Source organism: Actinomadura chokoriensis (genome assembly GCF_041463665.1).
Classification (GTDB): Bacteria; Actinomycetota; Actinomycetes; order Streptosporangiales; family Streptosporangiaceae; genus Spirillospora; species Spirillospora chokoriensis_A.
On sequence record NZ_JAXCEJ010000009.1, the window covers coordinates 58,618 to 85,133 of the forward strand.

The 26,516-nt window shown below is 74.5% G+C and carries 25 protein-coding genes; 8 read left to right on the forward strand and 17 right to left on the reverse strand.

Annotation, left to right across the window (positions count from 1 at the left end; genetic code table 11):
- Positions 1–111 precede the first annotated feature (111 nt).
- The 15 genes from SM418_RS16520 to SM418_RS16590 all read right to left on the reverse strand — a co-directional run bounded on the left by SM418_RS16520 (position 112) and on the right by SM418_RS16590 (position 16,404).
- Positions 112–855, reverse strand: a complete 744-nt coding sequence (locus SM418_RS16520) for a maleate cis-trans isomerase family protein (RefSeq protein WP_371941643.1) — start codon at positions 853–855, stop codon at positions 112–114.
- A complete protein-coding gene (locus tag SM418_RS16525; RefSeq protein WP_371941644.1) occupies positions 852–1,472 on the reverse strand; it encodes a hypothetical protein in 621 nt (206 codons plus the stop codon). Before SM418_RS16525 ends, SM418_RS16520 begins: the two co-directional genes overlap by 4 nt.
- Complete coding sequence (locus SM418_RS16530) at positions 1,469–2,263, reverse strand: SDR family oxidoreductase (RefSeq protein ID WP_371941646.1); 795 nt, start codon at positions 2,261–2,263, stop codon at positions 1,469–1,471. The genes SM418_RS16525 and SM418_RS16530 overlap by 4 nt, the downstream gene beginning before the upstream one ends.
- Positions 2,260–3,207 carry a hypothetical protein gene (locus SM418_RS16535; protein ID WP_371941647.1) on the reverse strand — a complete coding sequence of 316 codons (948 nt, stop codon included), beginning with the start codon at positions 3,205–3,207 and terminating at the stop codon, positions 2,260–2,262. The genes SM418_RS16530 and SM418_RS16535 overlap by 4 nt, the downstream gene beginning before the upstream one ends.
- The gene (locus tag SM418_RS16540) at positions 3,200–3,946 is read right to left on the reverse strand and encodes a hypothetical protein (RefSeq protein ID WP_371941649.1); all 747 of its coding nucleotides are present in this window, start codon (positions 3,944–3,946) and stop codon (positions 3,200–3,202) included. The genes SM418_RS16535 and SM418_RS16540 overlap by 8 nt, the downstream gene beginning before the upstream one ends.
- Positions 3,943–5,154, reverse strand: coding sequence for an aromatic ring-hydroxylating dioxygenase subunit alpha (locus SM418_RS16545; protein WP_371941650.1), 1,212 nt, complete (start codon positions 5,152–5,154; stop codon positions 3,943–3,945). The genes SM418_RS16540 and SM418_RS16545 overlap by 4 nt, the downstream gene beginning before the upstream one ends.
- Positions 5,155–5,162: 8 nt before the next feature.
- Positions 5,163–6,104 (reverse strand): dienelactone hydrolase family protein, encoded by a 942-nt coding sequence (locus SM418_RS16550; RefSeq protein WP_371941651.1) that lies wholly within the window; start codon positions 6,102–6,104, stop codon positions 5,163–5,165.
- 8 nt (positions 6,105–6,112) lie between these two features.
- Positions 6,113–6,916 (reverse strand): oxidoreductase, encoded by an 804-nt coding sequence (locus SM418_RS16555; RefSeq protein WP_371941652.1) that lies wholly within the window; start codon positions 6,914–6,916, stop codon positions 6,113–6,115.
- On the reverse strand, positions 6,913–8,547 hold the full coding sequence (locus tag SM418_RS16560; protein WP_371941653.1) for a nitrilase-related carbon-nitrogen hydrolase: 1,635 nt from the start codon (positions 8,545–8,547) through the stop codon (positions 6,913–6,915). The genes SM418_RS16555 and SM418_RS16560 overlap by 4 nt, the downstream gene beginning before the upstream one ends.
- A gap of 134 nt (positions 8,548–8,681) precedes the next feature.
- Complete coding sequence (locus SM418_RS16565) at positions 8,682–9,662, reverse strand: hypothetical protein (RefSeq protein ID WP_371941654.1); 981 nt, start codon at positions 9,660–9,662, stop codon at positions 8,682–8,684.
- 130 nt (positions 9,663–9,792) lie between these two features.
- Positions 9,793–11,217 carry an aldehyde dehydrogenase family protein gene (locus SM418_RS16570; RefSeq protein WP_371941655.1) on the reverse strand — a complete coding sequence of 475 codons (1,425 nt, stop codon included), beginning with the start codon at positions 11,215–11,217 and terminating at the stop codon, positions 9,793–9,795.
- Positions 11,217–12,359 carry an FAD-dependent oxidoreductase gene (locus tag SM418_RS16575; RefSeq protein WP_371941656.1) on the reverse strand — a complete coding sequence of 381 codons (1,143 nt, stop codon included), beginning with the start codon at positions 12,357–12,359 and terminating at the stop codon, positions 11,217–11,219. Before SM418_RS16575 ends, SM418_RS16570 begins: the two co-directional genes overlap by 1 nt.
- Complete coding sequence (locus SM418_RS16580; RefSeq protein ID WP_371941657.1) at positions 12,359–13,810, reverse strand: aldehyde dehydrogenase family protein; 1,452 nt, start codon at positions 13,808–13,810, stop codon at positions 12,359–12,361. Before SM418_RS16580 ends, SM418_RS16575 begins: the two co-directional genes overlap by 1 nt.
- A complete protein-coding gene (locus SM418_RS16585; RefSeq protein WP_371941658.1) occupies positions 13,807–15,099 on the reverse strand; it encodes an acyl-CoA dehydrogenase family protein in 1,293 nt (430 codons plus the stop codon). The genes SM418_RS16580 and SM418_RS16585 overlap by 4 nt, the downstream gene beginning before the upstream one ends.
- 21 nt (positions 15,100–15,120) lie before the next feature.
- On the reverse strand, positions 15,121–16,404 hold the full coding sequence (locus tag SM418_RS16590) for a flavin reductase (RefSeq protein ID WP_371941659.1): 1,284 nt from the start codon (positions 16,402–16,404) through the stop codon (positions 15,121–15,123).
- Between the two features lie 161 nt (positions 16,405–16,565).
- Here SM418_RS16590 and SM418_RS16595 point away from each other — a divergent pair, with 161 nt between their 5' ends.
- On the forward strand, positions 16,566–17,387 hold the full coding sequence (locus SM418_RS16595) for an IclR family transcriptional regulator (protein WP_371941660.1): 822 nt from the start codon (positions 16,566–16,568) through the stop codon (positions 17,385–17,387).
- A 15-nt stretch (positions 17,388–17,402) separates the two neighbouring features.
- On the opposite strand, the gene SM418_RS16600 is transcribed toward SM418_RS16595, so the two are convergent.
- Together SM418_RS16600 and SM418_RS16605 are read right to left on the reverse strand one after the other, a co-directional pair.
- Positions 17,403–18,110, reverse strand: a complete 708-nt coding sequence (locus SM418_RS16600; RefSeq protein WP_371941661.1) for a hypothetical protein — start codon at positions 18,108–18,110, stop codon at positions 17,403–17,405.
- A gap of 58 nt (positions 18,111–18,168) precedes the next feature.
- A complete protein-coding gene (locus SM418_RS16605) occupies positions 18,169–18,837 on the reverse strand; it encodes a class E sortase (RefSeq protein ID WP_371941662.1) in 669 nt (222 codons plus the stop codon).
- Between the two features lie 172 nt (positions 18,838–19,009).
- On the opposite strand from SM418_RS16605, the gene SM418_RS16610 reads away from it, so the two are divergent.
- From SM418_RS16610 to SM418_RS16640, 7 genes are read left to right on the forward strand one after another with little or no spacing between them, the layout of a single operon-like run.
- Positions 19,010–20,329, forward strand: a complete 1,320-nt coding sequence (locus SM418_RS16610; protein ID WP_371941663.1) for a WxL domain-containing protein — start codon at positions 19,010–19,012, stop codon at positions 20,327–20,329.
- A 58-nt stretch (positions 20,330–20,387) separates the two neighbouring features.
- On the forward strand, positions 20,388–21,416 hold the full coding sequence (locus SM418_RS16615) for a DUF916 domain-containing protein (RefSeq protein WP_371941664.1): 1,029 nt from the start codon (positions 20,388–20,390) through the stop codon (positions 21,414–21,416).
- On the forward strand, positions 21,413–22,513 hold the full coding sequence (locus SM418_RS16620; protein ID WP_371941665.1) for a hypothetical protein: 1,101 nt from the start codon (positions 21,413–21,415) through the stop codon (positions 22,511–22,513). Before SM418_RS16615 ends, SM418_RS16620 begins: the two co-directional genes overlap by 4 nt.
- Positions 22,510–24,309 carry a P-loop NTPase family protein gene (locus SM418_RS16625; protein ID WP_371941666.1) on the forward strand — a complete coding sequence of 600 codons (1,800 nt, stop codon included), beginning with the start codon at positions 22,510–22,512 and terminating at the stop codon, positions 24,307–24,309. Before SM418_RS16620 ends, SM418_RS16625 begins: the two co-directional genes overlap by 4 nt.
- Complete coding sequence (locus SM418_RS16630) at positions 24,306–24,887, forward strand: neocarzinostatin apoprotein domain-containing protein (protein ID WP_371941667.1); 582 nt, start codon at positions 24,306–24,308, stop codon at positions 24,885–24,887. Before SM418_RS16625 ends, SM418_RS16630 begins: the two co-directional genes overlap by 4 nt.
- A 38-nt stretch (positions 24,888–24,925) precedes the next feature.
- Positions 24,926–25,576 (forward strand): neocarzinostatin apoprotein domain-containing protein, encoded by a 651-nt coding sequence (locus SM418_RS16635; protein ID WP_371941668.1) that lies wholly within the window; start codon positions 24,926–24,928, stop codon positions 25,574–25,576.
- Positions 25,573–26,493 carry an alpha/beta hydrolase family protein gene (locus SM418_RS16640; RefSeq protein ID WP_371941669.1) on the forward strand — a complete coding sequence of 307 codons (921 nt, stop codon included), beginning with the start codon at positions 25,573–25,575 and terminating at the stop codon, positions 26,491–26,493. The genes SM418_RS16635 and SM418_RS16640 overlap by 4 nt, the downstream gene beginning before the upstream one ends.
- Positions 26,494–26,516: the final 23 nt, after the last annotated feature.

The following is a 26,516-nucleotide window of genomic DNA, read 5'->3' on the forward strand; positions in this document are numbered from 1 at the left end:
GCCCGAACATCGCGGCGCGGGCGCCGCCCGAACATCGCGGCGCGGGCGCCGCCCGGACGTCGCGGCGCGGGCGCCGCCCGGACGTCCGGGGACGAGGGGGGCGCCGGCCCGTCAGTGCTCGCGCAGGAGGGCGCCCGCGCCGTAGACCTTGTCGTCGATGCCGTTGTCGCGCAGGGCCATCCACCAGGTCGCCGCGTTGATGGCGATGACCGGCAGGCCGAGCCAGCGTTCGGCCTCGTCGGCCGTCGCGACCATCGACAGGTTGGTGCCGCACTGGACGAGCGCGTCGACCTCGCCCGTCGCGAGCTCCCGCAGCGCGTCCCGCAGCTCCGCCTCGGTGACGTGCGCGATCGACACGGCGGTCGGGCATTTCAACCCGATGATCTGGTCGACCTCGAAGCCGATCTCGGTGAAGAACCGGCGGACGTTGGCGTCGCCGACCGGCTGGTACGGGGTGACGACGCCGATCCGCCGCGCCCCGAACAGCTTCAGCGCGCGCTCGCACGCCTCGGCGCCCGTCGCCACCTGCAGGCCGGTGATGTCGTGGATCTGCTTGACGAACTGCTTGTTGCCCTCCACGCCGCCCCAGAACGTCTCGGCGGACATGCCCATCACCATGTAGTCGGGCTCGCAGGTCAGGACGCGCTCGCAGGCCGCGCCGATCTCGTCGCGGATCTGCTCCAGGAGCCGTTCCATGCCCGCGTCCCCGTCCATGTTCTGGTCGCGGATGTGGATGCGGGAGAAGTGGGACGTCACGCCGGGGACGCCCATCCGGTAGAAGTCGGGTTCGACGATGGTGTTGGTGGACGGCGCGATCACGCCGAACTTCCGCCGCCAGCCGAGTGCGTCCGTCATGTCGCCGCCCTTTCCGGCTCCTGTGCCCGGGTCGCCGTGGTGAGCCGCCAGGCGGCGAACGCGAACGCCGCCTGGGCGAGGGTGTTGCAGGACTGCTCCACCCATTGCAGGGAGATGGACTGCTCGGCCCGCGCCGCCATCGGGCCGAGCAGGTACTGTCCGGCCAGCCAGAGGCCGAAGAGCGATGCGCCGAGCGTGTCGCCCGCCCGCACGGCCGCCCGCAGCAGCAGGGCGCCGGCGCCGGTCACCGCGATGATCGTCCACACCATCGCGGGCCAGCTGTCGCGCAGGGCGGCCGAGGCGGCCAGCGCCGCCAGCAGCGGGACGGCGAGCAGGACCGGATGGCCCGACCGGTGCAGTTCCCGCGACAGCGCGAACACCAGCAGCGTGAAGCCGACGGCGAGCAGCGGGAACAGCGCTTCGTGGAGCCAGCGCAGGTCCGGGCCGTCCAGGGCGACGATCAGCTTCCAGGTCGCCTTGGCGAACCCGCCCGTCACGATCAGCGCCGACGCGGCGGGGATCAGCGCGTGCTTGTGCCGCAGCAGCGCGACGCCGGCCGCGGTCAGCGCCACCGGCACGAAGTCCTCGACGGCCAGCGCGATCGGGTAGTCGGTCATGCCTCGCCGTCCGCCCGGTCGCCGAACAGGTCCCGCTTGCGGACGGTGCCGAGCAGGAACCGTCCCATGATCTTGGGAGTGGTGAGCCAGGCGACGGTGCCGCCGTTCTTGGTGCCGGCCAGGATCTTGCCGGCCAGCCAGGGCGTCACCGTCTCCACGTGGTCGGCGAGGATGTTGAAGACCTTCTTCGCCTTCGCCAGCTCCTCGGGGGAGTAGTCCTGGAGGAGGAGGTCGGTGACGACCATGCCGGGCGACAGGTGCGCCGCCTTGACCGGGCCGCCCTTGATCTCCTTGGCCAGGCCGGTGGTGAGGTAGTCGGTGCCGCGCTTGGTCGCCCCGTAGGCGATCAGCCCGGGGACGGTCCGGCCGTCGCTGCCGAGCCCGGCCATGTTCCACACGGTGCCGCCGCCCTGCGCGGTCATGCCGCGCACCGCGACGGCGCTGCCGTGCATCACGCCGAGCAGGTTGGCCGCCACGACCGTCTCCAGCTGCTCGGGCGGCAGCTCGGTGAGCGGGCGGCGGGCGGTGGAGACGCCGGCGTTGTTGATCCAGTGGTCGATCCGCCCGAACGCCTCGGCCGCCGCGTCCCACAGCGCCTGCACCTGGTCGCGGTCGGCCATGTCGCACACGACCCCGACGACGCCGTCGCCGAGCTCGGCGAGCGCCTTGTCGACCGACTCCTGCGACCGGCCGCAGATCGCGACCTGGGCGTCTCGGGCGAGGAACTCGCGGGCGAGCCCGAGCCCGATCCCGCGCGTCCCGCCGGTGACGACGACCGCCGGCCCCGTCACGCGGCCTCCCAGGTCAGCACGCCGTGCAGGACGCTGTTCAGGACGCCGCCCTTGAACAGCTCGTACACCACGGTGAGCGTCTCGCCGGCCGACATGCCGGGCGTGGCGTCGATCATGAATTCGCGGCCCTTCAGCTTCCACACGTCGGTGAAGTGGAGGACCGGGTAGTCGGCCCGCCCGAACGCCTGGGAGTTGCCCCACGCGTCGGGGCCCTCGAAGAAGGAGCGGAACCCGTCCCGCCGGGCCTCCACCGTGTAGGTCCGGTCGAGGGCGCCGGACCAGGTGACGTGCCGGCGGGTGCGCAGCAGGTCGATGGGCTCCAGCTCGATCGACACGGCGACCTCGCCGGCCGGCTTCTGGTCGGCGCCCCACAGCTCGCACGTCCCGCTGTAGGCGCCGCGCTGCTTGGTCGGCAGGATGTACGGGATCGGGCCGTGCCGGGTCTCGTCCGCCAGGAACCGGTCGATCCGCTCCCGGGTCGCGGCGTTGGAGTCGTAGTCGGTGCTGCGCTTGTAGACGCCGTTGAAGCAGCCGACGACCGCCCAGCCCTGGTAGAGGGTGGACGAGTACACCTGCGTCTCGCCGTCGGGCAGGACGTGGTTCCAGGTGTTGAGGTCCACCTGCCAGCCGGGCCCGTAGTAGTTCGCGTCGACGAACCCGCCGTAGGGCTGCCCGGTTCCGTGGAAGTCGGGCCCGGTGTAGAGGCGGTCGCTGTCGGAGTCGACCACCCCGAACGCGAACGGCGCGCCGAGCCGGAACCGTCCGGCCAGGGGGCCGCCGCCCTCCAGGCCGCCGTCCATGTAGTAGGTGGTGACGCCGTCCTCGAAGACCGACGACCTGCGGATGTCCTCGAACCCCTGCCAGGTGCCGGACGCGTCGAACAGCGACGGGCGCCCGTGCCACTCGCCCTGGATCCGGGTCTGCCACTCGCTCGGCTCAGCCATCGGCGGCGTCACCTTCCGGCAGGTCGTTGGACAGCAACTCGCCGCGCAACTCCTCGGCCTGCTCGTCGCCGACCAGCCGGGCGACGTTCGCCCACACCGGGTCGACCTCCGCGCTGAACAGGGCGGCGCGGTTGCGGGCGTCGCGGGCGGCCAGGTCGGTGTCGGCGAGCGTGCCGCGCACGTCGTCGGGGACGCCCTTCACCAGCAGATCGCGCCAGTGCTCGAAGTAGCGGTCGAGGTAGTCGCCGATCTGCGCGAAGTGCTCCTCGGTCGCCCGGTTGACGAGCATCCAGGGCGACATCATGGCGTGCTGCCGGGGGCCGATCGCGGCGGTGGACGGCCCGAACCGCTCCTTGACCTCCTCGAACGCCGGCGTCAGCGGCTGGAAGACCGCGTTGACGTAGTCCAGGTGCGAGCCCAGGTCGACGCGCGGCACGAGGTCGATGTGGTAGGCGAGGGTGCCGCCCGCCTTGACCGAGTCGAGCGTGAAGTGCGGGACGGGCGAGTCCGCGGCGGTGAACGCGAAGATCATGTGGCTGTCCATGCCGATCTGGTCGACGGTCAGCCCGATGCACACGACCTTGGCGATCCGCTCGCCGCGCAGCACGCGCAGCGTGCCGACCGGGTCCGGGGACATCGCGCTCACGAGGTCCTTCTCGCGGACCGGCGTCAGCTCCTCGATGCCGGCCAGCGCGGCCAGGGTCCGGTCGAACAGTGCCTTGGGCGGCGATGCGCTCACTCGCTCACTCCTTCGGTGACGCCCCTGTCGGCGGTCTTGTCGGCGGTCTCGGCGGCGTCGTCGGGGACGGTGGTCTTCGAGGCGGGAACCGGGGCGGGAATCGGCGCGGCGCCGCGGGCGCGGTGCTGCCACGCGCGGGCAAGCTCCGGGTTCTCCCGGCGGGCCGGCGACGGGATGACGGTCGCGCTGCCGCGCTTGCCGTTGACGGTCATGTGGTCGTCCTCGCCGAGCCACCAGCCGTCCGCCATGAGCTGCTGCCGCCGGCGCCGGTAGGCGACCTGGAGGGCGTCGCTGCGCAGGTGCAGCTCGTCGGGCAGGTCGTAGGGCAGCAGTTCGGGGCGCTGGCTCTCCACCACCGGCTTGTCCTGCAGCAGGATGCTGGCGATCCGCTTGCGGGCGTCGCGGTCGGCCCACCCGCCGGTGAAGAAGTTCCGGTAGCCGACGATCTTGACGAGGGTGCGGTTCCGGTCGAGGGGGATGTTGTGGTCGTAGAGGATCATGTCGCCGAACGGCAGCCGGACGTGCAGCTTGACGATGTTCGGCAGGAACCAGCCGTTGGTGGCGATCACCTCCTCCGGGACCCCCTTGTACAGCCGCTTCCACAGGCCCTTCGCGGGCGGCGGGCTGAGCGAGATGTCGGCGACCGCCGACCAGTCGTCCTGGGTGATCTCGTAGTCGGGGATCTCCGGCTTGTCCGGGTTGCCGAACCGGGTGCCGTGCACGAACGGCGTGTGCGCGGCGTCCACGACGTTCTCGAACGTCCGCTCGTAGTTGGCCTCGATGACCATCTGGACGTAGACGGCGCGGAACGCGGGGTCCTCGTGCTCGGGGAAGTGCGGGATGGGCGGCCGCTCGTCCTCGGGCAGGTCGCCGAGGAACGCCCAGATCATCCCGTACTCCTCCCGGACGGGGTAGGAGTCGACGCGGGCCTTCTTCGGGATGCCGCGCCCGGCCGGGTTCGCCGGGATCTTGGTGCATCCGCCGTCCGGCCGGTACTGCCAGCCGTGGTAGGGGCAGGCGATCTCGTCGCCGACGAGCTTGCCCTCCGACAGCGCCGCGCCGCGGTGCACGCACAGGTCGGACAGGCAGACCACGGCGCCGTCGCGTTTGCGGTAGAGGACGAAGTCCTGCCCGAGGCACGTCACCCGCCGCGGGCGGCGGGTCACCTCGTGCGCGAACTCGACCGCGTACCAGAAGTTCTTGAGCATGGGGACTCCTATCGGCGCCGCAGATCGATGAGCGCCGGATCGGCGGAGGGGGTCACGTCCTCCCCGCGCACGTGCGCGCGCAGGAACGCGGTGACCAGGCCGGTGAAGGCACGGCGGGCCTCGTCCGGGTCGGTCTCGGGCCGCCGGTCGAGGAAGGCGCGGGCCGCGGTCGGGTCGACCGGGTCCGCGACGGCGAAGTGGTTGGCGCCGCGCACGACGGCGAGCAGGTCGTCCGGGTCGCGCAGCGCCTCGTCGAAGGTGCGGGCGACCGGGTCGGACGGGCCGTCCTGCCCGTACCGGTCCGAGCTGCCCATGATCACGCCGTCCTCGGTGCCGACGCCCAGAAGTACCGGGCAGTCGACCTGCGCGGGCAGCACGGTGCCGGCGGGCCACCCCAGCATGGTCGCGACCATGGTGTGGGTGCCGTAGGCGAAGCAGGCCCGCACGCCGGGGACGAACCGGGCCGACTGGAGCACGACCGTGCCGCCCGCCGAATGCCCGCCGAGGGCGATCCGGTCGAGGTCGAGCACGTCCTTGAGGAGGTCGATCCCGCTCAGCGCGTCCAGGACGGCGGGGATGGCGGGGCAGGTCGGGCGGGTGCCGTAGGCGTCGGGGCGGGCCGCGTCCAGGTCGACGCCCGGCGTGAGCCCGTACTGGCCGCCGAACAGCTCCGCCACCCGGTCGAAGGTCACGACGACGAACCCGGCGGCGGCGACGCCGGCCGCCAGCTCCCGGTAGACCGCCTGCTCGACGTTCACGCCGGAGCAGAACACGACCACCGGGTAGGGGGCGTTTTGCGGGTCGGGCGGGATCACCCCGGACAGCCGCTCGGCGTCGGTGCCCTCGGCGCGGGCCGGGTAGTAGACCTTCAGGTGCGCGGTGCCGAACGGGGCGGGCCCGCCGGTGTCCGCCGACCACCACAGGGACCGCACGTCCATGGGCGCGCTCATGGGCGCGCTCATGGACGCGGCAGCTCTCGGTCCCCGCCCCACAGCGCCCGGACGAGCCGGTCGGTGGTCTCCTGCCCGAAGTAACGGACGCCCATCACGTTCGCGGGGTCGCGCTCGGCGATGTTGCGCCGGGTCGCGAGGTCGGTGGCGGCGAGTTCGGCCCGCTCCTCCTCGGGCACGGGCGGGGCCGCGTCGACCCAGCCGAGCCACCGGTCGACATGCTCGGTGAGCAGCCGCTCCACCAGGTCGATGTTCTTGTCCTCGCGGGGGAAGGAGTAGCAGTGCGCGGTGGGGGACAGGCTCGTCCGGATGAAGCCGGCGCGGCTGGTGAACCACTCAAGCTGCGGGTTCTCCTCCCGTACCGCGAGCCATCCCTCGTTGAGCGGCTCGTAGTAGGAGTCGTAGTACTCGCCGTCGGCGAGGAGGTTGGTGCGCGGGATGGAGTCGACGTAGAACCAGCCCTCCGGCCAGACCAGCAGCGCGATGCCCAGGTGCGGCACCCGGACCTGGGGGCCGAGCCACACCGTCAGGTGCAGGTTGGCGAAGCCCGCCGTCGGGTTCCCGAGCCAGGAGTGGACCATCCAGTCGACCTCGGGCCCGGTGTAGGCGGCCAGGCGCCCGCCGGGGCTCTCGGGCGGGTTCCCGTAGGACTCCAGGGCTTCGCTGGACGGGTCGCGGGTCAGCTCGAACCGCGCGTCGATCTTCGCCTTCAGGCCGGTCAGGATGTCGCCGAACCGGTGGAAGGTCTCGGTGACGTCGACCACGGGGGACTCGTCCACCATCTGCTCGACGTGCTGCAGGGTTTCCTTCAACGGGCTGCTCCGCTCGGTGCGTCGTCGGCCAGCGCGGCGACCGCTTGCGCGGGACGCCCGCCGACCAGGTCGGTGTTCTTGGAGACGAGCCGGTTGACGGCCTGGGCGGGGTGGACGGCCGCCACGGTGACCGGCTCGGTGGCGCGGGTGATCAGGGGATGGCTGATGCGGCCCTCGAACGGGCCCTGCCAGGCCGTCCAGAGGGTGAAGTCGGCGGGGAGCGCCAGGATCAGCCCGCCTTCCGGCCCGGAGGCGATGACGTTCAGCCGGTTCTCGGCGGCCCGTTCGGGCAGCCCGAGCGCGGTCTCCCAGTCCTCCGCGGGGGTGAAGGGCACCGCGACCGCGTCCGCGTCGGCGATCGCGGCGAGGCGGAAGACCTCGGGGTAGAGGGCGTCGTCGCCGGTCACGAGCGCGAGCCGCCCCCAGGGGAGGGTGAAGACCTCGAGTCGCTCGCCGTACTCGGTGGCCCAGCCGGAGTGCCGGGCGCTGGCGTGCAGCTGCGGCTGGGTTCCGGCGAGGCCGTCCGCGTTCACCAGGTAGGCGGCGTGCGAGGAACCCGCGCGGACGCTGGTCACCGCGTGCGCGGTGGTGCCCTGGAGCGCGCCTGCCAGTTCGCCGACGACCTCGCCGGCGTCCCTGTCCGTGCCGAACGCCAGCTCGGGCAGGACGATCAGCTCGGCGCCGGCGTGCGCGGCCTGACGGACCAGGCCGGGGTCGCGGACGACGGCCACGTCCAGCTTCTCGTCGCCCGGCGCCGCCTCGCGGGGGCGGGGCGGCCGGACGATCGGCGCGTACAGGCGCGGCCTGCGGGAGGCGAACAGGTCGGTGCCGTCCGGGCGGGTCTTGCGGTCGGCGAGCGACGGGTCGATGTCGGCGACGACGACCGCCTCGCCGGTGCGCGGCCCCTTCGCCACGACCGTCCCGTCCGGCGCGACGATCTGGCTCTCGCCCGCGCCGTCGAGGAGTTGCGGCGGCACGCCCAGCCGTTCGGCGATCGCGGGCAGCAGCGCGGTGGGCAGCAGCGGGCCGACCTTGTTGGCCGCCACCACCCACACCTTGTTCTCCGCGGCGCGGACGGGGATGTGCAGGCCGGCCTCGTCGGTGGCGAACGAGTTGAGGCTGTTGAGCAGCACCTGCGCGCCGCGCACCGCCAGGTCGCGCGGGACGTCGCTGGTGACGCCCTCCATGCAGGCGTACATGCCGAGCCGGCCGTGCGGGGTGGCGATGACGGGCCCGGCGGCGGTGCCGGGGTCGAGGTGGTCGCCCTCCGCGCCCATCAGCGTCAGCTTGTCGGACCGGCCGAGCAGCGCGCCGTCCGGGCCGTACAGCAGGCTGCTGACGGTGATCCGGCCGTCCGCGCCGGCCAGCGTGACGTTGAGCTTGACGTGGACGCGGTGCGCCGCGGCCCGCTCCGCGATGGCGGTGAGGAACGGGCCGTCGAGGGCACAGGCGTGCCGCTCGGCGGACGCCCGGTCCTCGTACCAGGACAGGCGGTTGCAGAACTCCGGCAGAACGATGATGCTCGCACCCTGGGCGGACGCCCGATCCACCATGCGCAGGCAGGTGGCGAGGTTGCCGGGCACATCGAGGCCCGCCGCGAACTGGACGGCGGCCACCCGGACCGGACCCATCGGGCCTCCCGGTTCCTCTAGCGAAACGCTGTTTCCAAAACCTTACAAGTGTGGTCCCCGGTCCGCCAGAGCCGTCGCGAAGAAACTTCACGTCGACCGGGCCGCGCCCGCCGGTCGGCGGGCGGGGGGCGCGGTCAGGAGGCGCCGGACAGGGTCTCGATCCTGCCCGTGGACGCCTGGGACTGGTAGTAGGAGCCGCCTGGCAGGTACCCGGCGGTCTGGGTGCCGTTGAAGGCGTCCTTGGCCCAGGCCACCGCGAACGTCTGGAGGGTCGCGATGTTCTCGGCCTTCGGGGTGCCGCAGGCGAGGGTCCCCACGGCGTCGGTGCTCGCGCCCTCGGCGTCGGTGTGCGCTCCGCCGGTCAGCCGGACGCCGACGAACGGCGCGTGCACGCCGGCCTGGAGAGCGTCGGTCCCGCTGCCGCTGTTGTTGCAGGTGCCGTCCGGGCCCGAGATCGTGCGGACCATGCGGCCGGTCCCGTCCACCGCGGCCAGCCCGGTGCCGAGGTTGTCGCCGATGAACGACTTCACCGGGTCCAGCAGCACCAGGCCGCGGAGCCCGGCCCAGGTCGCCGCGCCGTCGGTGCGGAGCCGTCCGGCGACGTAGCTGACGGCCTCGCCGCCCGCCGAGTGCCCCGAGAAGACCAGGGAGCCGGGCAGCGCGAGCCCGGGGCGTCCCGCCTCGGCTTTGGCCTTGGCGAAGCTGCGGCCGAGCTTGTCGGACGGGTCGCCCATCTTGGCGAAGAGGTCGGCGACGTTGCCGAGGAAGTCGGTGTTGTTGCCGATGTTCTGCAGCGTGCAGCCGAGGAGGTTCGCGGTGGGCAGGGTCGGGGCGAACACCAGGTAGCCGGCGCCGGCGTACCTGGACGCGAGGTCCGCGACGTTGGCGTTGGAGCGGGCGAAGCCGTGCTGCAGCCACACCAGGCCCTGGGGCGTGCCGGACGGGAAGTACCAGTCGGCGTCCTGCTGCAGGGTCGTGAACGCGCAGCGGATCTCGACCGTGGTCTGGACGCGGGTGACGGCGGCGTGGGCGGGGGAGAGGGCGCTCGCCGCGGTGAGGGCGAGGACGGCGGCGGTGGCTCCGGTCAGGGAGCGGACGGCATGGACGGGGCGCATGCTGCCTCCGAGGGGCAACCGCTCTGTTTCGTAGAGAGAAACAGAGTTTCCAATATGGCATCCCCATTAAGCACCCCGCCGGGCGGGAGGGCAATGGGCCGGGCGCCGCGATTGGGTAACGACGCGGCGGTCAGCTCGGGTAGGCGCCCGCGCCCATCCCGCCGCCGCCCGCGCGGAACGCGGCGGGCGCGTGGATCGCGCAGGGCTGCGCGTACTCCAGCAGGCCCTCGACCCCGTACTCGCGGCCGTGCCCGCTGCGCTTCACCCCGCCGAACGGCGCGCGCAGCGCCATCCCGGTGCGGTTGTGGGTGTTGACGAAGGTGAAGCCGGCGTCGAACCGGCGGGCGAACGCGAACGCGCGGTCCTCGTCGGCGGACCAGACGGAGGCGCCGAGGCCGAGGTCGCCGGCGTTGGCGCGGGCCACCACCTCGTCCTCGTCGTCGTAGGCCAGCAGCGGGACCGCCGGGCCGAACTGCTCCTCCGCCACGATCGGCGCGTCGTCGGCCACGTCCATGACCAGCGCCGGCCGGACGAAATGGCCGCGCTCCAGCTCGGCCCGGACCGCCCCGAGCTCCACGGCGGTGCCGCCGCGCTCCACCGAGCCGCTGATGAGGGCCCGGATCCGGTCGGCGGCGTCCGCCGAGATGACCGGGCCGACCGTGGTCCCCTCGTCCAGGGGGTCGCCGAGGACGAGGACGCGCTCGGCCGCCGCCAGATAGGCGTCGCGGACCTCGGCCAGCCGCGACCTCGGCGCGTACAGGCGCTTGGCGGCCATGCAGACCTGGCCCGCGGTGGCGAAGGACGCCATGACGAGCCGGTCCATCGCCTCGCCGGTGAGGTCCGCGTCGTCCAGCAGGACGACCGGGTCGTTGCCGCCGAGCTCCAGCAGGACCGGGGTGATCGCCTGGGCGGCGGCCGCCCCGATCGCGCGGCCCGCCTCGCTCCCGCCGGTGAACGCGATCCGGTGCACGCGGGGGTGGCCGACCAGCGTCCGGCCCGTCGCGGCGCCGCCGTGCACCACGCGGACGAGCCCGGCCGGGAACGCCTCCAGCACGCGGCCGATCGTCAGCGGCGCGAGCGGCGACGGCTTGACCACCACCGTGTTGCCGGCCGCGAGCGCCGGCCCCACCTTCAGCAGGGCGAGGATGATCGGCGCGTTCCACGGCGTGACGGCCGCGACCACTCCGTACGGGCGGTGCCGCAGGACCAGCCGCCCGGCCGCGTCGTCGGTCTCCCGGTCGGCGAGCGCCGCGGGCGCCTGCCCGGCGATCCAGCGCAGGTAGGCGGCGGCGAACCGCAGCTCCCCGGCGCAGTCGGCGAGCGGCTTGCCGGACTCGCGGGCCAGCAGCTCGGCCGCGCCGGGCAGGGCGTCGACGGCGTCGGCGGCCTCGCGCAGGACGCCCGCCCGCTCGTCGACGGGCAGGCGCCGCCACGCGCGCTGCTCCGCCTCCGCGTCCCGGACGGCCCGATCCACCTCCGCTTCACCGGCCACCGGGACCCGGCCGACGATCTCCTCGAGCCGGGCCGGGTTCTCCCGGACGATCTCACCGGGCATCAGGCGGCGTCCCGCAGCGAGGCGATCATCGAGGTGCGCAGCAGGTACCGCCGCAGCTCCACGGGATCACCGGCGAGCTTGCGGAGTTCGTCGTGGTACGCGGCCGGATCGTCGGACCGCATCCGCTCCCAGTTGGCGTGGGTCACCCGCTGCACGAACGACCGCGCCGTCTCCCGGCGCGCCGCCGCGGCGGCGTCGAGCGCCGCCTCCGGACCGCCGTCCAGGACGTCGGCGAGCGCGCCCGCCAGCCGCACGGCGTCGTGGATGCCGCTGTTCATGCCCATGCCGCCGAGCGGGTTGTTGACGTGCGCGGCGTCCCCGGCGAGGAGCACGCGGCCGGTCCGGAACGTCGCGGCGACGCGCTGGTGCACGCGGTACAGGCTGGCGTGCGCGACGTCCCAGGGCGCGTCGGCGACGCCGCGCAGCCGTTCGGGCAGCCGCGCCAGCTCGTGGTCGTCCGGCGTGCCCTCGGGGGTCGGGAACAGCACCCGCCAGTGGTCGGGGGTGCGCAGCAGCACCAGCCACTCTTCGGGATCGAAGACGTAGTTCACCGCCGCGATGCCGGGCAGCAGAGCCTCGATGTCGGTCCGGGTCGAGGCGACCAGGAAGCGCTCCGGGTACGTCATGCCCTCGAACCCGACGCCCAGCGAGCGCCGGACCGCCGAGCCGGCGCCGTCCGCGCCGATCAGCCAGTCGCCGCGGAAACGGCCGCCCGCGGTCGCGACCTCCACGCCGCCCGCGTGCGGGAGGACGTCCCGCACGGCGGCGCCGAACCGCACCTCGCCGCCCGCTTCGAGCAGGTGCTCGCGCAGGATCGGGGTGAGCTTGCTCTGCTCGCACTGCACCCGGAACGGGTACGGCGTGTCGCCGGACAGGACCGACAGGTCCAGTTCGGCGATGATGCCGCCGCGCCGCTCCCGGTACTGGAACGTCCGGGAGACGAGACCGCGCTCCAGCAGCGCGTCCAGCACGCCCAGCTCGTCCAGCATCTCCAGGGACGGCGGGTGGAACGTGGACGCGCGCGACTCGGCCGCCAGCGCGGGCTCGGCCTCCAGGACGGTGACCGGGACGCCCCGGCGCGCCAGGGCCAGCGCCGCGGTGAGCCCCACCGGACCGGCTCCGGCGACCAGCACCCGCGCCATCACGCCTCCCGGGAGTGCAGGGCGAACCCGTCCTCCACGCCCACGACCCGCGGGTTGGTGAAGAAGCGCAGCGTCTCCGCCGTGCCCTCCTCGCCCAGCCCGGACGAACCCCAGGCGGGGCGCGGCGTGAACAGGTGCAGGCTCATCACGCTGGACCCGTTGACCTTGACCTCCCCGGCCCGGATGCGCCGGGCCACCGCCAGCGCGGCGTCCTCGTCGGCGCCGGTCACGTACCCTTCCAGCCCGTACGCGGTGCCGTTGGCCAGCGCGACGGCCTCGTCCAGCGTCCGGTACGGGTGGACGGTGGCGACGGGCCCGAAGATCTCCTCGGTGGCGTCGCCCGGATCCACGCCCGCGACGAGCGCGGGGGCCAGGTAGTTGCCCTCGTCCGGCACCTTGGTGGTGGAGACGAGGCGCCCGCCGAGCGCGTCCCGCTGCGCGGCGACCAGGTCGCGGTGGCGCGAGTGCACCAGCGGCCCGAAGTCGGTGTCCTCGTCCAGCGGCGGGCCCGCGCGCAGCGCCGCGAGCCGTTCGCCGATCGCGTCCAGCAGCGCGTCCTGGACGGTCTCGGGCACGATGAGGCGGCCCAGCGCGCGGCACCACTGCCCGTTGAGCGTGGTGAGCAGGTCGACGGCCGCGCGCGCGGCGCGGTCGAGATCGGCGTCCGGCATCACGACCAGCGGGTTGACGCCGCCGAGTTCGAGCTGCACCGGCTTGATCCCGGCGGCGCACGCGGCGGCGACCGACCGGCCGCCGGCGGCCCCGCCGGTGAACGACACCGCGCGGATCCGGGGGTCGCCGGTCAACTGGGCGCCGGTGCCGCCGTCGCCGTGCACGAGCTGGAACACCCCGCCGGGGACGTCCCGCTCGGCCAGCACGCCCGCGACGACCTCGGCGAACCGCTGGCTGCCCCGCGGCGCGCCCTCGCTGGGCTTGAGGATCGCGGGGCAGCCCGCGGCGAGCGCGTTGGCGACCTTGTGCGCGGCCATCGGCGCGGGCGCGTTCCACGGGACCAGGCACAGCGCCGGGCCCCACGGCAGCCGCCGCACCTCGACCGCGCGGCCGTCGTCGCGGGTGACCGCGCCGTCGAGCCAGCCGTCGCGCAACTGCCCGGCCGCCAGCCGGAACGAGCCGGACACGATCATGCCGAGCGGGGCCGCCTGCCGGATCGGGACGCCGGTGGCGGCGGCCTCCAGGGCCGCGATCTCCGCGGTCACCGGTTCGAGCGCGCCGGCGATCTCCTCCAGCAGGTCCGCGCGCTCGGCGGCCGGGCGCGCGGCCCAGCCGTCCGCGGCGGCCTCGGCCGCGGCGAGCGCGCGCTCCACCCGCTCCTCGCCGGTGATTCCGGCGGGGCCGATCTCCTCGCCGGTCGCCGGGTCCTCCAGGACCGGACCGTTCCCGGGCGTGTCCGCCCAGTCCCCGCCGACCAGATCGCGATGCCTCCCGCTCACTTCGGTACGCTCGCGAACAGCTCGTTCTCCTTGCTCTCGGTGAGGACCTGGGCGGCCTCGAGCCTGCCCCGCTCCGCCGGGAACGTCATCACCAGGCCCATCGCGAGGTCGCGCAGCGTCCGGCCGATGACCCCGTCCATCGTGGCGGCGGACGTTCCGCACGCCTTGAACGCGCCGAGCGCGACCTGGAAGCACGCCTCGGTGATGTCGCCCTTGGCGATCCGCCACTGCCGGTACACCTCGGGCTTCGGCCGCAGCGGCGGCTCGGAGGTCTCCAGCTCCAGCTGCCGGCGGATCCACAGGTAGGCCGTCTCCAGCCGCTCGGTCATGTCGCCGATGATCACCTGGTGCATCGGCGAGGACGCGATCGGCCGGCCGGAGTCGGCGAAGGTCTTGCGGGTGAGCCGGTCGAGGGCGAAGTCGTAGACGTTCTGCGTCGCGCCGAGGTAGCAGGCCGCGATGGCGAGCTGGTTGCCGACGAAGCTGCCCCGGCTCATCTGCAGCATCCGCACGAACGCGCCGGGGACGGTGAGGGCCTCGTCCGCCGGTATGAACACGTCGGTGAGCGTCACCCCGTGGTTGTTGGACGCCCGCATGCCGAGCCCGTTCCACGGGTCGCGGGGCACGACGCCGGGCGCGTCGCGCGGCACCAGGAAGAGCGCGAGCCCGTCGGCGTTCGACGTGCCGTCGAGCCGGGCCGTCACGAGGTAGGTGTCGGCGACCCCGGTGGCGCAGCCGAACGACTTCACCCCGTTGAGGAGCCAGCCGCCCTCGGCCGGGGTCGCGGTCGTCGCGATCGCGATGTTGGCGCTGGACGACTTCACCTCCTCGCTGGCGAAGTTGGCCATCCAGGTCCCGGAGGCCATCCTGCCCAGCACCTTCTCGGCGAACGCCCGCACGGGCTTCACCTCGTCGCCGCTGAACAGGCCGGCCTCGACGGCCTCCAGCGGCAGCAGCCCGCGCGAGGCGCTGGTGTTGTGGAAGAAGTACGACAGCGCGGTGGACGGGCAGGCGCTGCCCATGGCGTAGGTGGCGGCGGCCAGGTCGCGCAGCCCGCCGCCGAGGCCCCCGTACTCGGTGGGCACCACCAGGCCGAGCAGTCCGGCGTCGCGCAGCAGCGCCACGTGCCCGGCCGGGAACTCGCCCGCGGCGTCGGCGGCCGCGGCGGCCTCGCGCAGCGACGGCAGCACCGCCTCCACGCGTTCGGCCCGCTCGAGTTCGGCGGCGGTCATGGACTCGACGAGCCGTGCGCCGGTCGGCGTCGTCGGCCGTGTCGTCGGCTGGGTCATCGGCTGGATCCCTTCAGCTGGTCAGGAAGCGGCCCGGTAGGTGCGGCCGGGAAGGGCCGACCCCCAGACGGCCTCCAGGTCTGCGGCGGCGGCCACCAGGGCGGCCCGGTCGATCGGGGTGGCGACGTCGAGGCGGGCGGCCAGGAACAGCACGTCCTCCGCGCAGAGCCCGCCGTCGATGCCGCCGAGCGTGACGTCGAAGTCGCGCACGCCGCTCTTCATCGCGGTCAGCGCGTTCGCGAGGCCGAGCCCGTAGGCCTCGCGCAGCCGCACCCGCAGGGGCACCGGCCGCGCGCGGGCCACCGCCTCCTGGAGCAGGTTGCGGACGAGCAGCGGGGAGGCGGCCTCGGGGCCCTCGTCGAGCGCGATCTCGGCGCACCCGGCGGCGACCATCCGGTCGACGGCGGCGAGCACGTCCTGCTGCCGGGCGGGGGCGAAGACGTCGCTCACCCGTCCGATGACGGTCAGGCCCCGGGCGCGGGCCGCCTCGATCAGCCGGACGGCGCCGGGGCCGTCCGCGATCTCGACGGTGATCCCGGACTCCCGCGGCACCTCCACCAGGCGCGCCGCGTCCTCGACCAGCATCGACCAGGCCTCGTGCGGCGCCTTGACGGGTGTCTCGCGGGGTGCCCCCTGCGGCGCGCCGTCCGGCATGCCGGCGGGCGGGAACGGCGTCCGGACGCGGACGCCCGCGGCGCGGACCGACTCCAGCAGCCTGGCGACGCCGGCCCGCGTCACGCGGGCGGGCGCGGTGCCGGACGCGGTGAGCCTGCGGTGCAGCGCGGCGGCCAGCCCGGTGTCGGCGATCGTCACCTGGTCCGGCAGGGGGTCGGCGAGCTGGCCCCAGGCGCGGGAGTGGAACAGCAGCGGCGCGGTGCGGCGCGGCGTCCGGGCCGTCAGCACCTCGCCGACGAAGATCGTGTGGTCGCCGCCGGGGTAGGCGTGCACGACCCGGCAGTCGAGCCAGGCGACCGCCTCGCCGAGCACGGGCGCGCCGGTCGGCGCGGCGCTCCAGGAGCCACGGCTGAACCGGTCGCCCTCCTCGCGGCCCGCGAACCGGTGCCCGATGGCGGCCTGGTCCTTGCCGAGGACGCTGACCGCGAACACGCCGCTGCGCTCGACCAGTTCGTGGGTGTAGATGTGCCGCGCGAGGCAGACCATCACCAGCGGCGGATCGAGGCTGACGCTGCCGAACGAGCCGGCGGTCATGCCGTGCCAGCCCGTCGCGGACGTGGTGGTGACCACCGCGACGCCGGTCGGCCACTGGCCGAGCACCGCACGGAAGGTCTGCGCGTCGACCGTCACGGCATCGTGCCCTTTCGTTTCGCTCCACGAAACACTGTAACGCTCACGGTAACGAGCGCGCGGAGCGGGTGTCAACGCCCCGATTCGGTGACGAGTGTTTCCGTAAGGGAAACGGGATGGCCTAGACTGCTGCTGGTCCCGTCCCGTCGGAAGGATTCGCCGTGTCGCGCAGTGCGACCTCTTCGAGCGTCCCCGCGTCCCCCGCCGAGGAGGGCGAGGGGCAGAGCCGGTCGATCGCCGCCGTCGAGCGCGCGATGGACGTCCTGCTGCTGTTCGGCCGCAGCGGCCGGCCCGACCTCGGGGTGACCGAGATCGCCACCGAGCTCGGGCTGACCAAGGCCGCGGTGCACCGCATCCTGACCGCGCTGCGCAGCCGCGAGCTCATCACCGTCGACCCGGTGACCCGCCGGTACGCCCTCGGGCACGCCGCCATCGCGCTCGGCCGCGCCTACCTCTCCCGCATGGACCTGCGTGCGCTGGCCGCCCCCGAGCTGCGCCGGCTCGCCCAGCAGCTGGGGGAGACCGCCACCCTGTCGATCCGCCGGGGCGACACCCGGCTGTACGTCGACCAGGTCGTCCCGCCGCACGAGCTGCGGGTGGAGGTCAGCCTCGGCATCCCCTACCCGCTGCACGCGGGCAGCTCGTCCAAGGTGATCCTGGCCTTCCAGGACGAGGCCGAGGTCGGCGGGCTGCTCGCCCGGCACGGGCTGGAGGCGCTGACCGAGCGGACCATCGTGGACGAGGAGCGGCTCCGCAGGGAGCTGGCCGCGATCCGCAAGCGCGGGTACGCCTCGTCCCAGGGGGAGCGCCAGGAGGGGACGGCCTCGATCGCCGCGCCGATCTTCGACCACGACGGCCGGGTCATCGCGGCGCTCAGCGTGGCGGGCCCGCTCATCCGCTTCAAGCCGCGGATGAGCGAGTGCGCGCCGCCGCTGGTGGAGTCGGCGGCCCGTATCTCCGGCCAGCTCGGTTACGGCGGATGACACCGGGGGCGCCGGTCACAGATCGGCGCCGGGCTTGAACACGCCGAGCGCGGCGGCGCCGAGGACGGCCGCCCAGATGCCGAACACGTAGGGCAGGCAGCCGTCCACCGAGCGCCGGAGCGCCCGCTCGACCTCCGGGGTGGAGCCACCGCCCATCAGGGTGCCGAAGGCGGGCCCGAAGGGACGCAGCGTGATCCGGATGCCGAGCCCGCAGGCGATGGCGGCGGTGTAGAGGGCGACCTTGCCGCCGAGCCAGCGCGGGTCGGTGGTGACGCCGAACGGGCGGTCGGCGAACAGCGTGTAGGCGGCCACGCCGGCGAGCGCGGCGATGAGCGCGATCCGGACCGCCCAGTCGGCCCGGCGCACCCAGGGGAAGCGGCCGTGCGTGCGGTGGTCGGCGATCGTGGCGGCGAGCCAGGCCGCGGCGAACAGCCACACGAGCAGGACCTGCCACCAGCCGAAGGCGGGCGCGCCGAACACCTCGGCGCCGTGCGAGTCCAGCGCCATGAGCGTCACCCCGCTCGGCAGGAACAGCACCAGGCAGATCTTCGGGCCGAGGTCGAGCCCGCTCATCACGCTGAGCGCCGTGGCGCGCGCTGCCGGGGTCAGGTCCGGCTTGAGGACGTACCGGCTGGAGTAGAAGACCCCGAGGTCGCCGCCCAGCCAGAAGACGAAGAGCACCAGGTGCAGCAGGATCCACCAGCCGTGCGTGTGCGCCCCCACGGACGTCCTCCTTCAATTTGGAAACGGTGTTTCGCTGTGCGAACCGTAACACGGGTTCTCAGGCGGCGGCGGTGCGCGCCCGGCGTCCGCTCAGCTCGGCGAAGACCACCAGCCGGTAGGCGGCCGAGAACTTCGGATGGCAGGTGGTGAGCGTGAGCGTCGCCTTGCGGGGCCTGCGGCCCGGCTTGCCCGGCACGGGCGCGGTCACGTCGGTGCGGCTGGGCCGCACGACGGTCCGGCCCGTCACCGTGTAGGCATAGGTCGTGGTGGCCGTGTCGATGAGGATCTCGTCGCCGCGCGCCAGCTCGCCGTTGCGCTCGAACGGCCCGCCGTAGGTCGTGCGGTGGCCGGCGACGGCCATGTTCCCGATCTCGCCCGGTCCAGCCGTCCCCGGGTAGTGCCCCGGGCCCTTGCGCAGGTCGGCGACCCCCACGCCTTCCACGACCGTGTACCGGTAGGACGATCCGAACTTCGGCACCCGCAGCCGCACGTAGGCCTGGCCTTCGGAGGGGGCGGGGGCGGCGAACGCCGCTTGCTGCCGCGGCCCGGCGGCCGCCAGCTTCCTGGCCCGCGCGGTGTTCCACTGCTGTTCGAGGTCGTCGTGCAGGGCGCCCTGCTGCCGATGGGTGTACTCGCCGGTCCCCCAGGAGAGGTAGCCGACGAAGAGGGCGAGGACGAGGCCGGCGGTCATCGACAGCTCGGCCATGGTTCGCAGCACCGTGCGCATGGCCAGGAACCGTAACCCTTTGGTGGGGAAACAGCGATCCCCAGAGTGAAACGATTGTGTTTCCAGTGACGTCCGGCCCTTGACATCGCCGGTTCGTAGCGGTTTCGCTATCCGCACGTTGCGAAACTCTGTTTCCTCCTCCGAAACAGAGTCGAGAGGAGCGGCGACGAAGATGAGACGAACACGCACCGCCCTGCGCGGAGCCGCCGCGGTCGTCACCGCGGCCGGCGCCGTCACGGTGCCGGTGGCCGCGGCGGGCCTGGCGCACGCCGACACGGGACAGGTTCCCTACCAGTGCAAGATCTTCAGCACCACGTTCGACTACAACGCCACCGTGACGGTGACCACCCCCGCGTCGGCCGAGGTGGGGGACGAGGTCACCGTCGAGGCCGACTTCTCGAACCTGCCCGGGGTCGCGCCGCTGCCGGTGAACTCCTGGGTCACCACCGGCACCGTCACCGTATCCGGCGCGCAGTCGGGCTCAGCGCCGATCGAGGCGCCGAAGCGCACCCAGACGATCCCCGCGTACGGTGAGCTGCCGATCGGAAAGGTCTCCGGCAAGCTCACGCTCAGCGCCGCCGGCGCGGTGAAGATCGCCCCCGCCGGGCTGACGATCGTCGCCGAGGCCGGCGCCCAGGCCACCATCACCTGCGCGCCCAAGGCGGCCCCCGCGCCGCTGGCGACGATCAACGTGGCCGAGGGCGGCCCCGGGGCGTCGGTCAGCCCGTCCACCGTCGTCCAGGGCGGCACCGTCGCCATCACCGGCTCCGGCTGGGAGCCGGGCGCGGTGGAACTGGCGCTGTGCGACGCCGGCGGCGCCGCGTGCGAGGCGGGCGACCTGACCGACGTGACGGCGTCGGCCGACGCGTCCGGCAAGCTCACCGCCTCGGCGACCGTCGCCGAGTCCGCCGCTCCGGGCGCCCGCACCATCGTGGTCACCCAGGGCGCGGTGAGCAAGAGCGTCGCGCTGACCGTCACCGAGAAGACGGCTCCGCCCACCGGCGCGTGCGCCGACCAGCCCGCGGAGCGGTGCGGCGAGCAGCAGATCAACCTGACCGTCAACGGCGGGCCGCTCACCATGTCCCGCCAGCCGGGCGAGGTCGACCTGACCCCGGTGACGCTGGACGGCACCGAGCAGACCGCGACCGGTTCGCTCAAGCAGGTCGAGGTCATCGACGCGCGCGGCGGCAGCACCGGATGGTCGCTCACCGGCACGCTGACCGACTTCTCGGCGCCCGCCGGCACGAAGATCCCGGCGGGCAACCTGTCCTGGACGCCGTCCTGCACCGGCGCACCGGGCGCCAGCGCCGTCACCCCCGGCAGCACCGGCCCGCTCAGCACCGCCACGGCGGCCACGCTGTGCAGCGCACCCGACGGGGCCGGGCAGATCGTCGGCGGCACGTTCACCGCCGGCGCCGGGCTGAAGCTGACCGTCCCGCCGGCGACCGGTGCGGGCCAGTACACCGCCGTCCTCACCCTCACGCTGTCCTGACCGTTCCAACCCCCCGCGGCCGGGCGGCGCACTCCGCCCGGCCGCATCGAGGTGATCGATGACCCCCCGACACCGGATCGCCGCCGCCGCGGCCGCGGCGGTGCTCGCCGCGGGCGCCGCCGCGCCCGGCGGTGCGGCGGCGGCCGCCGAGCCGGCCCCCGTCCCCGCGACCGGGAACGGGGCCTGGTCGGTGGGGCCCGCCAACCGCAGCGGGGCCCTCGCCGCCCGGCCCTCCTTCTCGTTCGAGGCGCCGCCCGGCAAGACCGTCCGGGACGTCGTCCGGATCACCAACCTCACCGCCCGGCCCATCACATTCCGGCTGTACGGGACCGACGCCTACAACACTCCCCGCGACGCGGGATTCGCCCTGCGCACCGCCGAGGAGACGCCCCGGGACGTCGGCGCCTGGATCTCCCTGAAGTCCGGGTCGCCGACGATCCCGCCGCGATCCGCGAAGGAGATCCCGTTCACGTTGAAGATCCCCGCCAACGCCACCCCCGGTGAGCACATCGGCGGCGTCGTCGCGCTGAACACCGCCATCGAGAGCGTCCAGGAGAGCGGCGGCGCCCGCGTCGGGGTCCGGCGGGCCGTCGGCGCCCGCGTCTACCTGCGCGTCGCCGGGCCGCTCACCCCCGGCCTGCGCGCCGACGGCCTCGGCGTGAACCGCAGCGACCCGACGATCCCGTTCGTCCAGCACGGGCGGGGGACGATCCGCTACACCGTCGTCAACACCGGCAACCAGCGGATGTCGCCCACCGTCCGCGTCCGCGCCACCGGCGCGTTCGGCCGCGAGATCAAACGGTGGCCCGACCGGCGCCTCCCGGAGATCCTGCCCGGAGAGCGCACCGAGATCACACTGCCCTGGAAGGGCACCCCGGCGCTGGACACGGTCACCGTGCGGGTGGAGATGGTCGCCGCCGGCGGCATCGACGTCCGCGCCCAGACCCGGTTCACCGTCGTGCCCTGGATCGCGCTGCTCACCCTCGTGGGCGCCGTGTTCCTGGTCTGGTCGGTGCTGCCCAGGCTGATCCGCCGATGGCGGGACCGGGCCGGGCTCACCCCGCGCGAGACGGGGGTCTTCCTGTGACACTCAAGCCCGTCGCCGTCCTGCTCACGGTCCTCGCCGTCCTCGCCGTCCAGCCCGTGCCCGCGCAAGCGCTGCCGTCGAGGGCCGCGGACCCCGGCGTCACCGTCGAACCCGGCTCGGCCCCCGTCGGCACGTCCGCCCGGATCCGCGGCACCGCGTGGACGCCCGGGGCGACCGTGCAGGTCCAGGTCTGCGGCGCCCAGGCGGTGCACGGCTCGGCCGACTGCGACACCGAGCGCGCCGTCACCGCGATGGTCGCGCCCACCGGGACGTTCGAGGCCGGGCTGACCGTGGGCGCTCCGCCCGCCGCCTGCCCCTGCGTCGTCCGCGTCGGCACGCTGCCCGGCGCGTCCGGCACGCCGGCCACGGTCACCGCGCCGTTCACCGTCGCGGGGCACCCCGTCGAGCGCGTCCGCCGCGACGTCGCGCCCGTCCGCGCGGACGTCGTCGGCCTGGAGGTCGTCGGCGGCGGGGACCGCGGCGAACTGTTCGGCGGCAGGCCGCGGCGCACCCTGGTGCTGCGGATCCGCAACGCGGGCTCCGAGCCCATCGAGAACGCACCGCTGGTGGTCGGCTGGGGTTCCGGAGACACCCCCGACAGCCCGCTGGACGCGCCGAAGACCGGCACGCTGCGCCCCGGGCAGACCGCCACCTACCGGATCCCGGTGGTACTGCCGCCGGCCGCCTTCGGGCAGTTCGTGGTCGGAGGCCGGTACGCCGGTTCCGTCCCGTTCGAGACCACCTTCACCACCTACCCCTGGGGACTGCTCGGCGCGAACGCGCTCGCCGCGCTGCTCCTGCTTGTCGGCCTGCGGCTGACGCTCGGCCGGTGGGCGAGGGCCCGGCGCCGGCGGCGGCTCCGCCCGGCGGCGCCCCCGGCGCCGCAGCCGGCGGCCGCCCGCCCGGCCGGGACGGTGGAGCTCACCGATGTGATCGGCTACCTGGACTCGGTGGCGCCGTCGCCGACCGGCGCCTACGTGGTCGACCGCGAGGAACTGATCGGCTACCTGGAGCGCCGGACCGGCGACCCCGCGGGGACCGTCGACGCCGAGGCGCTGGAGCGGTTCCTCGCCCTGCCGAGGGGAGAGACGCGATGACCGCCGCGCCGCGCCGCGCCGCCGAGGCCGCGGGAGCGGCCTCCGGGCCGCTGGCGGGCGGCACCGTGGTGCTGCTCGCCGACGCGCTCGGCGGCGTCGTGAAGATCCCCGGCGACGTCGTCGACTACATGGCGCTGACCGGGCTCCTGCTCGCCTGCGCGGGCCTCGCCGGCGTGCTGCGGCTGGCCCGGCGGGTGCGCCCGCATCGGCTGACCGCGGCCGGCGGAGCGCTCGCCGGGCTCGGTATCGCCCTGGCGGGAGCGGTTCCGGCGGTGCCGGTGTTCGCCACCGGCCTGATGGCGGCCGGCCTCCTCGCGAGCCCGCTGCTCGCCGTGCCCCGGGCGTGCGCCGCCCGGACGCCCGGGGCGCCCGCCTGGGGGCAGGCGGCCGCGCTCGCCGGGACGGCCGCCGCCGCGTGGATCGCGACCGCCCGCTCCGCCGACCCCGGCACGGCGCTGGTGGTCGCGGGCCTCCTCGCCGCCGTCCTGGCCGCCGCCTTCGCCGCCGGAGCCGGGGCCGCCCCCGCGCCGTCCGGCCGTCCCGCGGCACGGGGCGCCCTCCGGGACGTCCGGGCGGCACTGCCCGTCCACCTGCTCACCGGGTGGATCGTCGGCGCGTCGCTCATGGGCGGCCTGCACCTGCTGACCTTCCGATGGGACCTGCTCGGCGCCGACCCCGTCCGGTACCTGGCGTGGGCGCTGCTGCCGGCGCTCGTGCTGGTCGTCCTCGGGCGCCGCGCGGCCGAAGCCGCGCAGACCCTCCCGTGGCTGCTGCTCGCGGGCGCGGCGGCGCCGCTGCTGATGGCGTGCGCGCCGGGCCCGGAACTGCTCGCGGCCGGGTTCGCCGTCGCCCTGGCCGCGGCCTGCCTGGCCACCGCCGCCCTCGACACCGCCGTACTCCGGCCGCTGCCAGAAACGCGCCTTCTGGCGGCGGCCGGCCTCACCGGGGCCGCCGCCGTGGTCGGGGCGATGGCCGGCTTCGGCTGCGCCGCCGCCCTGCGCGGGTCGTTCGCCGAGGGGACCGCCCTGGCGCTGACCGCGCTGCCGCCGGTCCTCGGCGCGCTGCTGGCGCTGCTCGTCCGCGGCCCAGAGCTCTCGCCGCCGCCGTTCCTGCACGTCCGCGCCCTGTCGGTCCCGCGCGGCAAGGTCCCGCTGCGCCGCGCCGGGCTGGCGATGGCGGCGGGGGAGACCGTCGCGCTGTCCGGCCCCGGCGCGAGCGTGCTGCTCGCCGCCCTCGCGGGCCACGCGCCCTGCCGCGGCAGGATCCTGCTGGGCGGCGCCGACCTGACCGCGCTCGACGCCGGGCAGCGGATGCGGCTCGGGCTGTGCCACCTCGCCGGTCCCGAGCCGCGCGTCCCGGACGGGCGGCCGGTCGCCGAGGGGCTGGCAGGCCACGCCCACGCCATGGGGCATGCCGACCCCGACGGCGCCGCGCGGGCCGCCCTGGACGTCTTCCCCGCGCTGCGCGGCCTCGGCGGCGGGCACGTCACGACGATGACGGACGCGCAGCGGCACCTGCTCTCCCTGGCCGAGGCCCTGCTCACCCGGCCCCGGCTGCTGCTGGTGGACGGCATCGCCGCCGGTCCGTCCGCCGGAGCCGTCCACGCCGTGCTGAGCCGGCTCGCCGCCACCGGCACCGCCGTGCTGGTCGCCGTCCCGGCCGCCCCGGAGATCCACGCGCTCGCGCGCCGGGGCTACGCGGTCGAACGCGACCGCGTCACCGAGATCCCCGTCCCCGCGCCCGATGAGGCCCGCCGCCCGGCGGTGGCCGAAAGCACCGGAGGTTCCGCCCGTTGATCGCGATCGCACTTGCCGCGGCGGTGTTGAGCACTCCGGTCCTGCCCGCCGTCGCCGCCGGAACGGCGGCCGCGCCCGCGCTCCAGGTGAGCCGCAGCGCCGACCTCGCCGAGGGCGAGGCGATCACCGTCACCGGGACCGGGTTCCGGCCGGGACTGAAGTCGGTCGCCGTGGGGCTGTGCCGGGAGGGCTACACCAACGGGCTCAAGGACTGCGACCTCGGCGGCGGCGCCACCTTCGTCAACATCGACGCCAAGGGCGGGTTCCCCGAGGTCAAGCTCAAGGCGCGGACGAAGTTCAGCGGCATCGACTGCATGAGCCGGCAGTGCGTCATCGGCGCGGGCCCGCTGCCGGGCGCGGTGCCGAAGGCCGTCGTCGACGCCAACACCGCGATCGTCCGCGTCGGTTTCAAGGGCTCGTCGTTCAAGGGCGGCGCCGCCGTCCAGACGTCCGCGGCGCCCGCCGCGAGCCCCGGACCCGGCACGGGCGGCCCGTCCACCCCGCTCTGGGCCGTCACCACGGGCCTCATCGTCCTCGCCGGTGCCGTCGTCACCGTCGTCCAACGCCGCAGCCGATGACCAGAACGCCGCAGCTGACAACCAGGAGGAGCAACGCCGTGACCGGAATCAAGAGACGCGCGGGCACCGTCGCCGCCATCGCGGGGGCCAGCGTGCTCGCGTTCGCGCCGTCCGCGCTGGCCGCGCCGAAGATCACCGCGAGCAAGACCACGGGACTGAAGGCGGGTGACACGATCACCGTCCAGGTGACCGGCATGACCGCCAACGAGACCTTCGTGACGCTCGGCCTGTGCAAGCCCGGCCCCAAGCTGCCGAGCGACTGCGCCGCACAGGACACCGGTGGGGCGATCCTCGGCGGCACCGACGCCGACGGCAACTTCATCACCAAGGACAAGTCCAAGGACGCCAAGATCAAGATGGTCGCCAAGGCGGGCGGCGTCGACTGCACGAGCAAGGCGGGCGCCTGCGTCCTCGCCGTCACCGCTCCCGGGAACCAGGGCCCCAACACGGCCGAGATCCCGCTCACCTTCGCCGGCGGCAGCGGCGGAGGTGGTGGTGGTGGGAACGACGGTGACGGCGGCGGCGGCGGTAACGGCGGCGGCGGCACCGGTGGTGGCGGCAACGGGGACCTGCCGAACACCGGCAGCCCCGACGGCGTGCCGACCTACGCCCTGGTCGCCTCCGCCCTCGTCATGGCCGGAGGCGCGGCCCTGCTCATCATCCCCCGCCGCCGGAAGGGACATTCGTGAACCTCGGCCGTACCCTGGCCGCCGCGGCCGCCGCGATCGCGGTGGCCGCGGCCGTTCTCCCGGCCGCCCCCGCGGCGGCCGACGAGGACGCCCCCATCGCGTACGCGACCTCGGTGAACGGCGACCCCGCGGACGTCTACGCGCCCGCCCCGTCCGACATCCGGGCCGACCTGCCGGTGGCGCTGCTGCTCCAGGGCGCCAACGTCAGCCGGTCCGCGTACGCGGAGTACGCCCGCGCGGTCGCCGGGTACGGCTTCGTCGTCGTGGTGCCCGACCACCAGCGCGTCATCTTCGGGCAGAGCGGCCTGTTCGCCGAGGAGGCGCAGGCGGCGTGGACCGTCGCCTGGGCGCGGACCGAGGACGCCCGTGCCGCCTCGCCGCTCAAGGACAAGATCGACACCGGCTCGCTGGTGCTGCTCGGCCACTCCTTCGGCGGTGCGGCGGCGCTCACCCTCACCACGGGCGCCTGCGTTCCGCCGTTCTGCGGCACGCCGGCCGCCAAGCCGGCGGAGCTGAAGGGCGCCGCGCTGTTCGGCACGCACAACACCCCGCCGGGCGGGTCGGGCAACCCGCCGGTCGCCAACACCGTCCCGGTCGCCCTCGTGCAGGGGACCGCGGACGGCATGGCGGCGCCGGCGGCGGCCGCGGGCACCTACAACGCGATCCAGGCGCCGCCGAAGATGCTCGTGTCCGTGACCGGCGCCAACCATTACGGGATCACGGACACGCAGAACCCGGCGGGCGCCGCCCCGGACCCGTCCGCTCAGACGGTCTCCCAGGAGACGAGCATCAAGGCGTCCGCTCGCTGGAGCGCCATGTTCCTTCGCACCGTCCTGGGCGATGTCTGGTCGGGCGTCTGGCTGTGGGGCGTCGGTGACTCCGTCGACCCGGCGGTCACCGTCCAGTACGTCCGCTGACGCGGGCTCACGAGGAAGCCCCC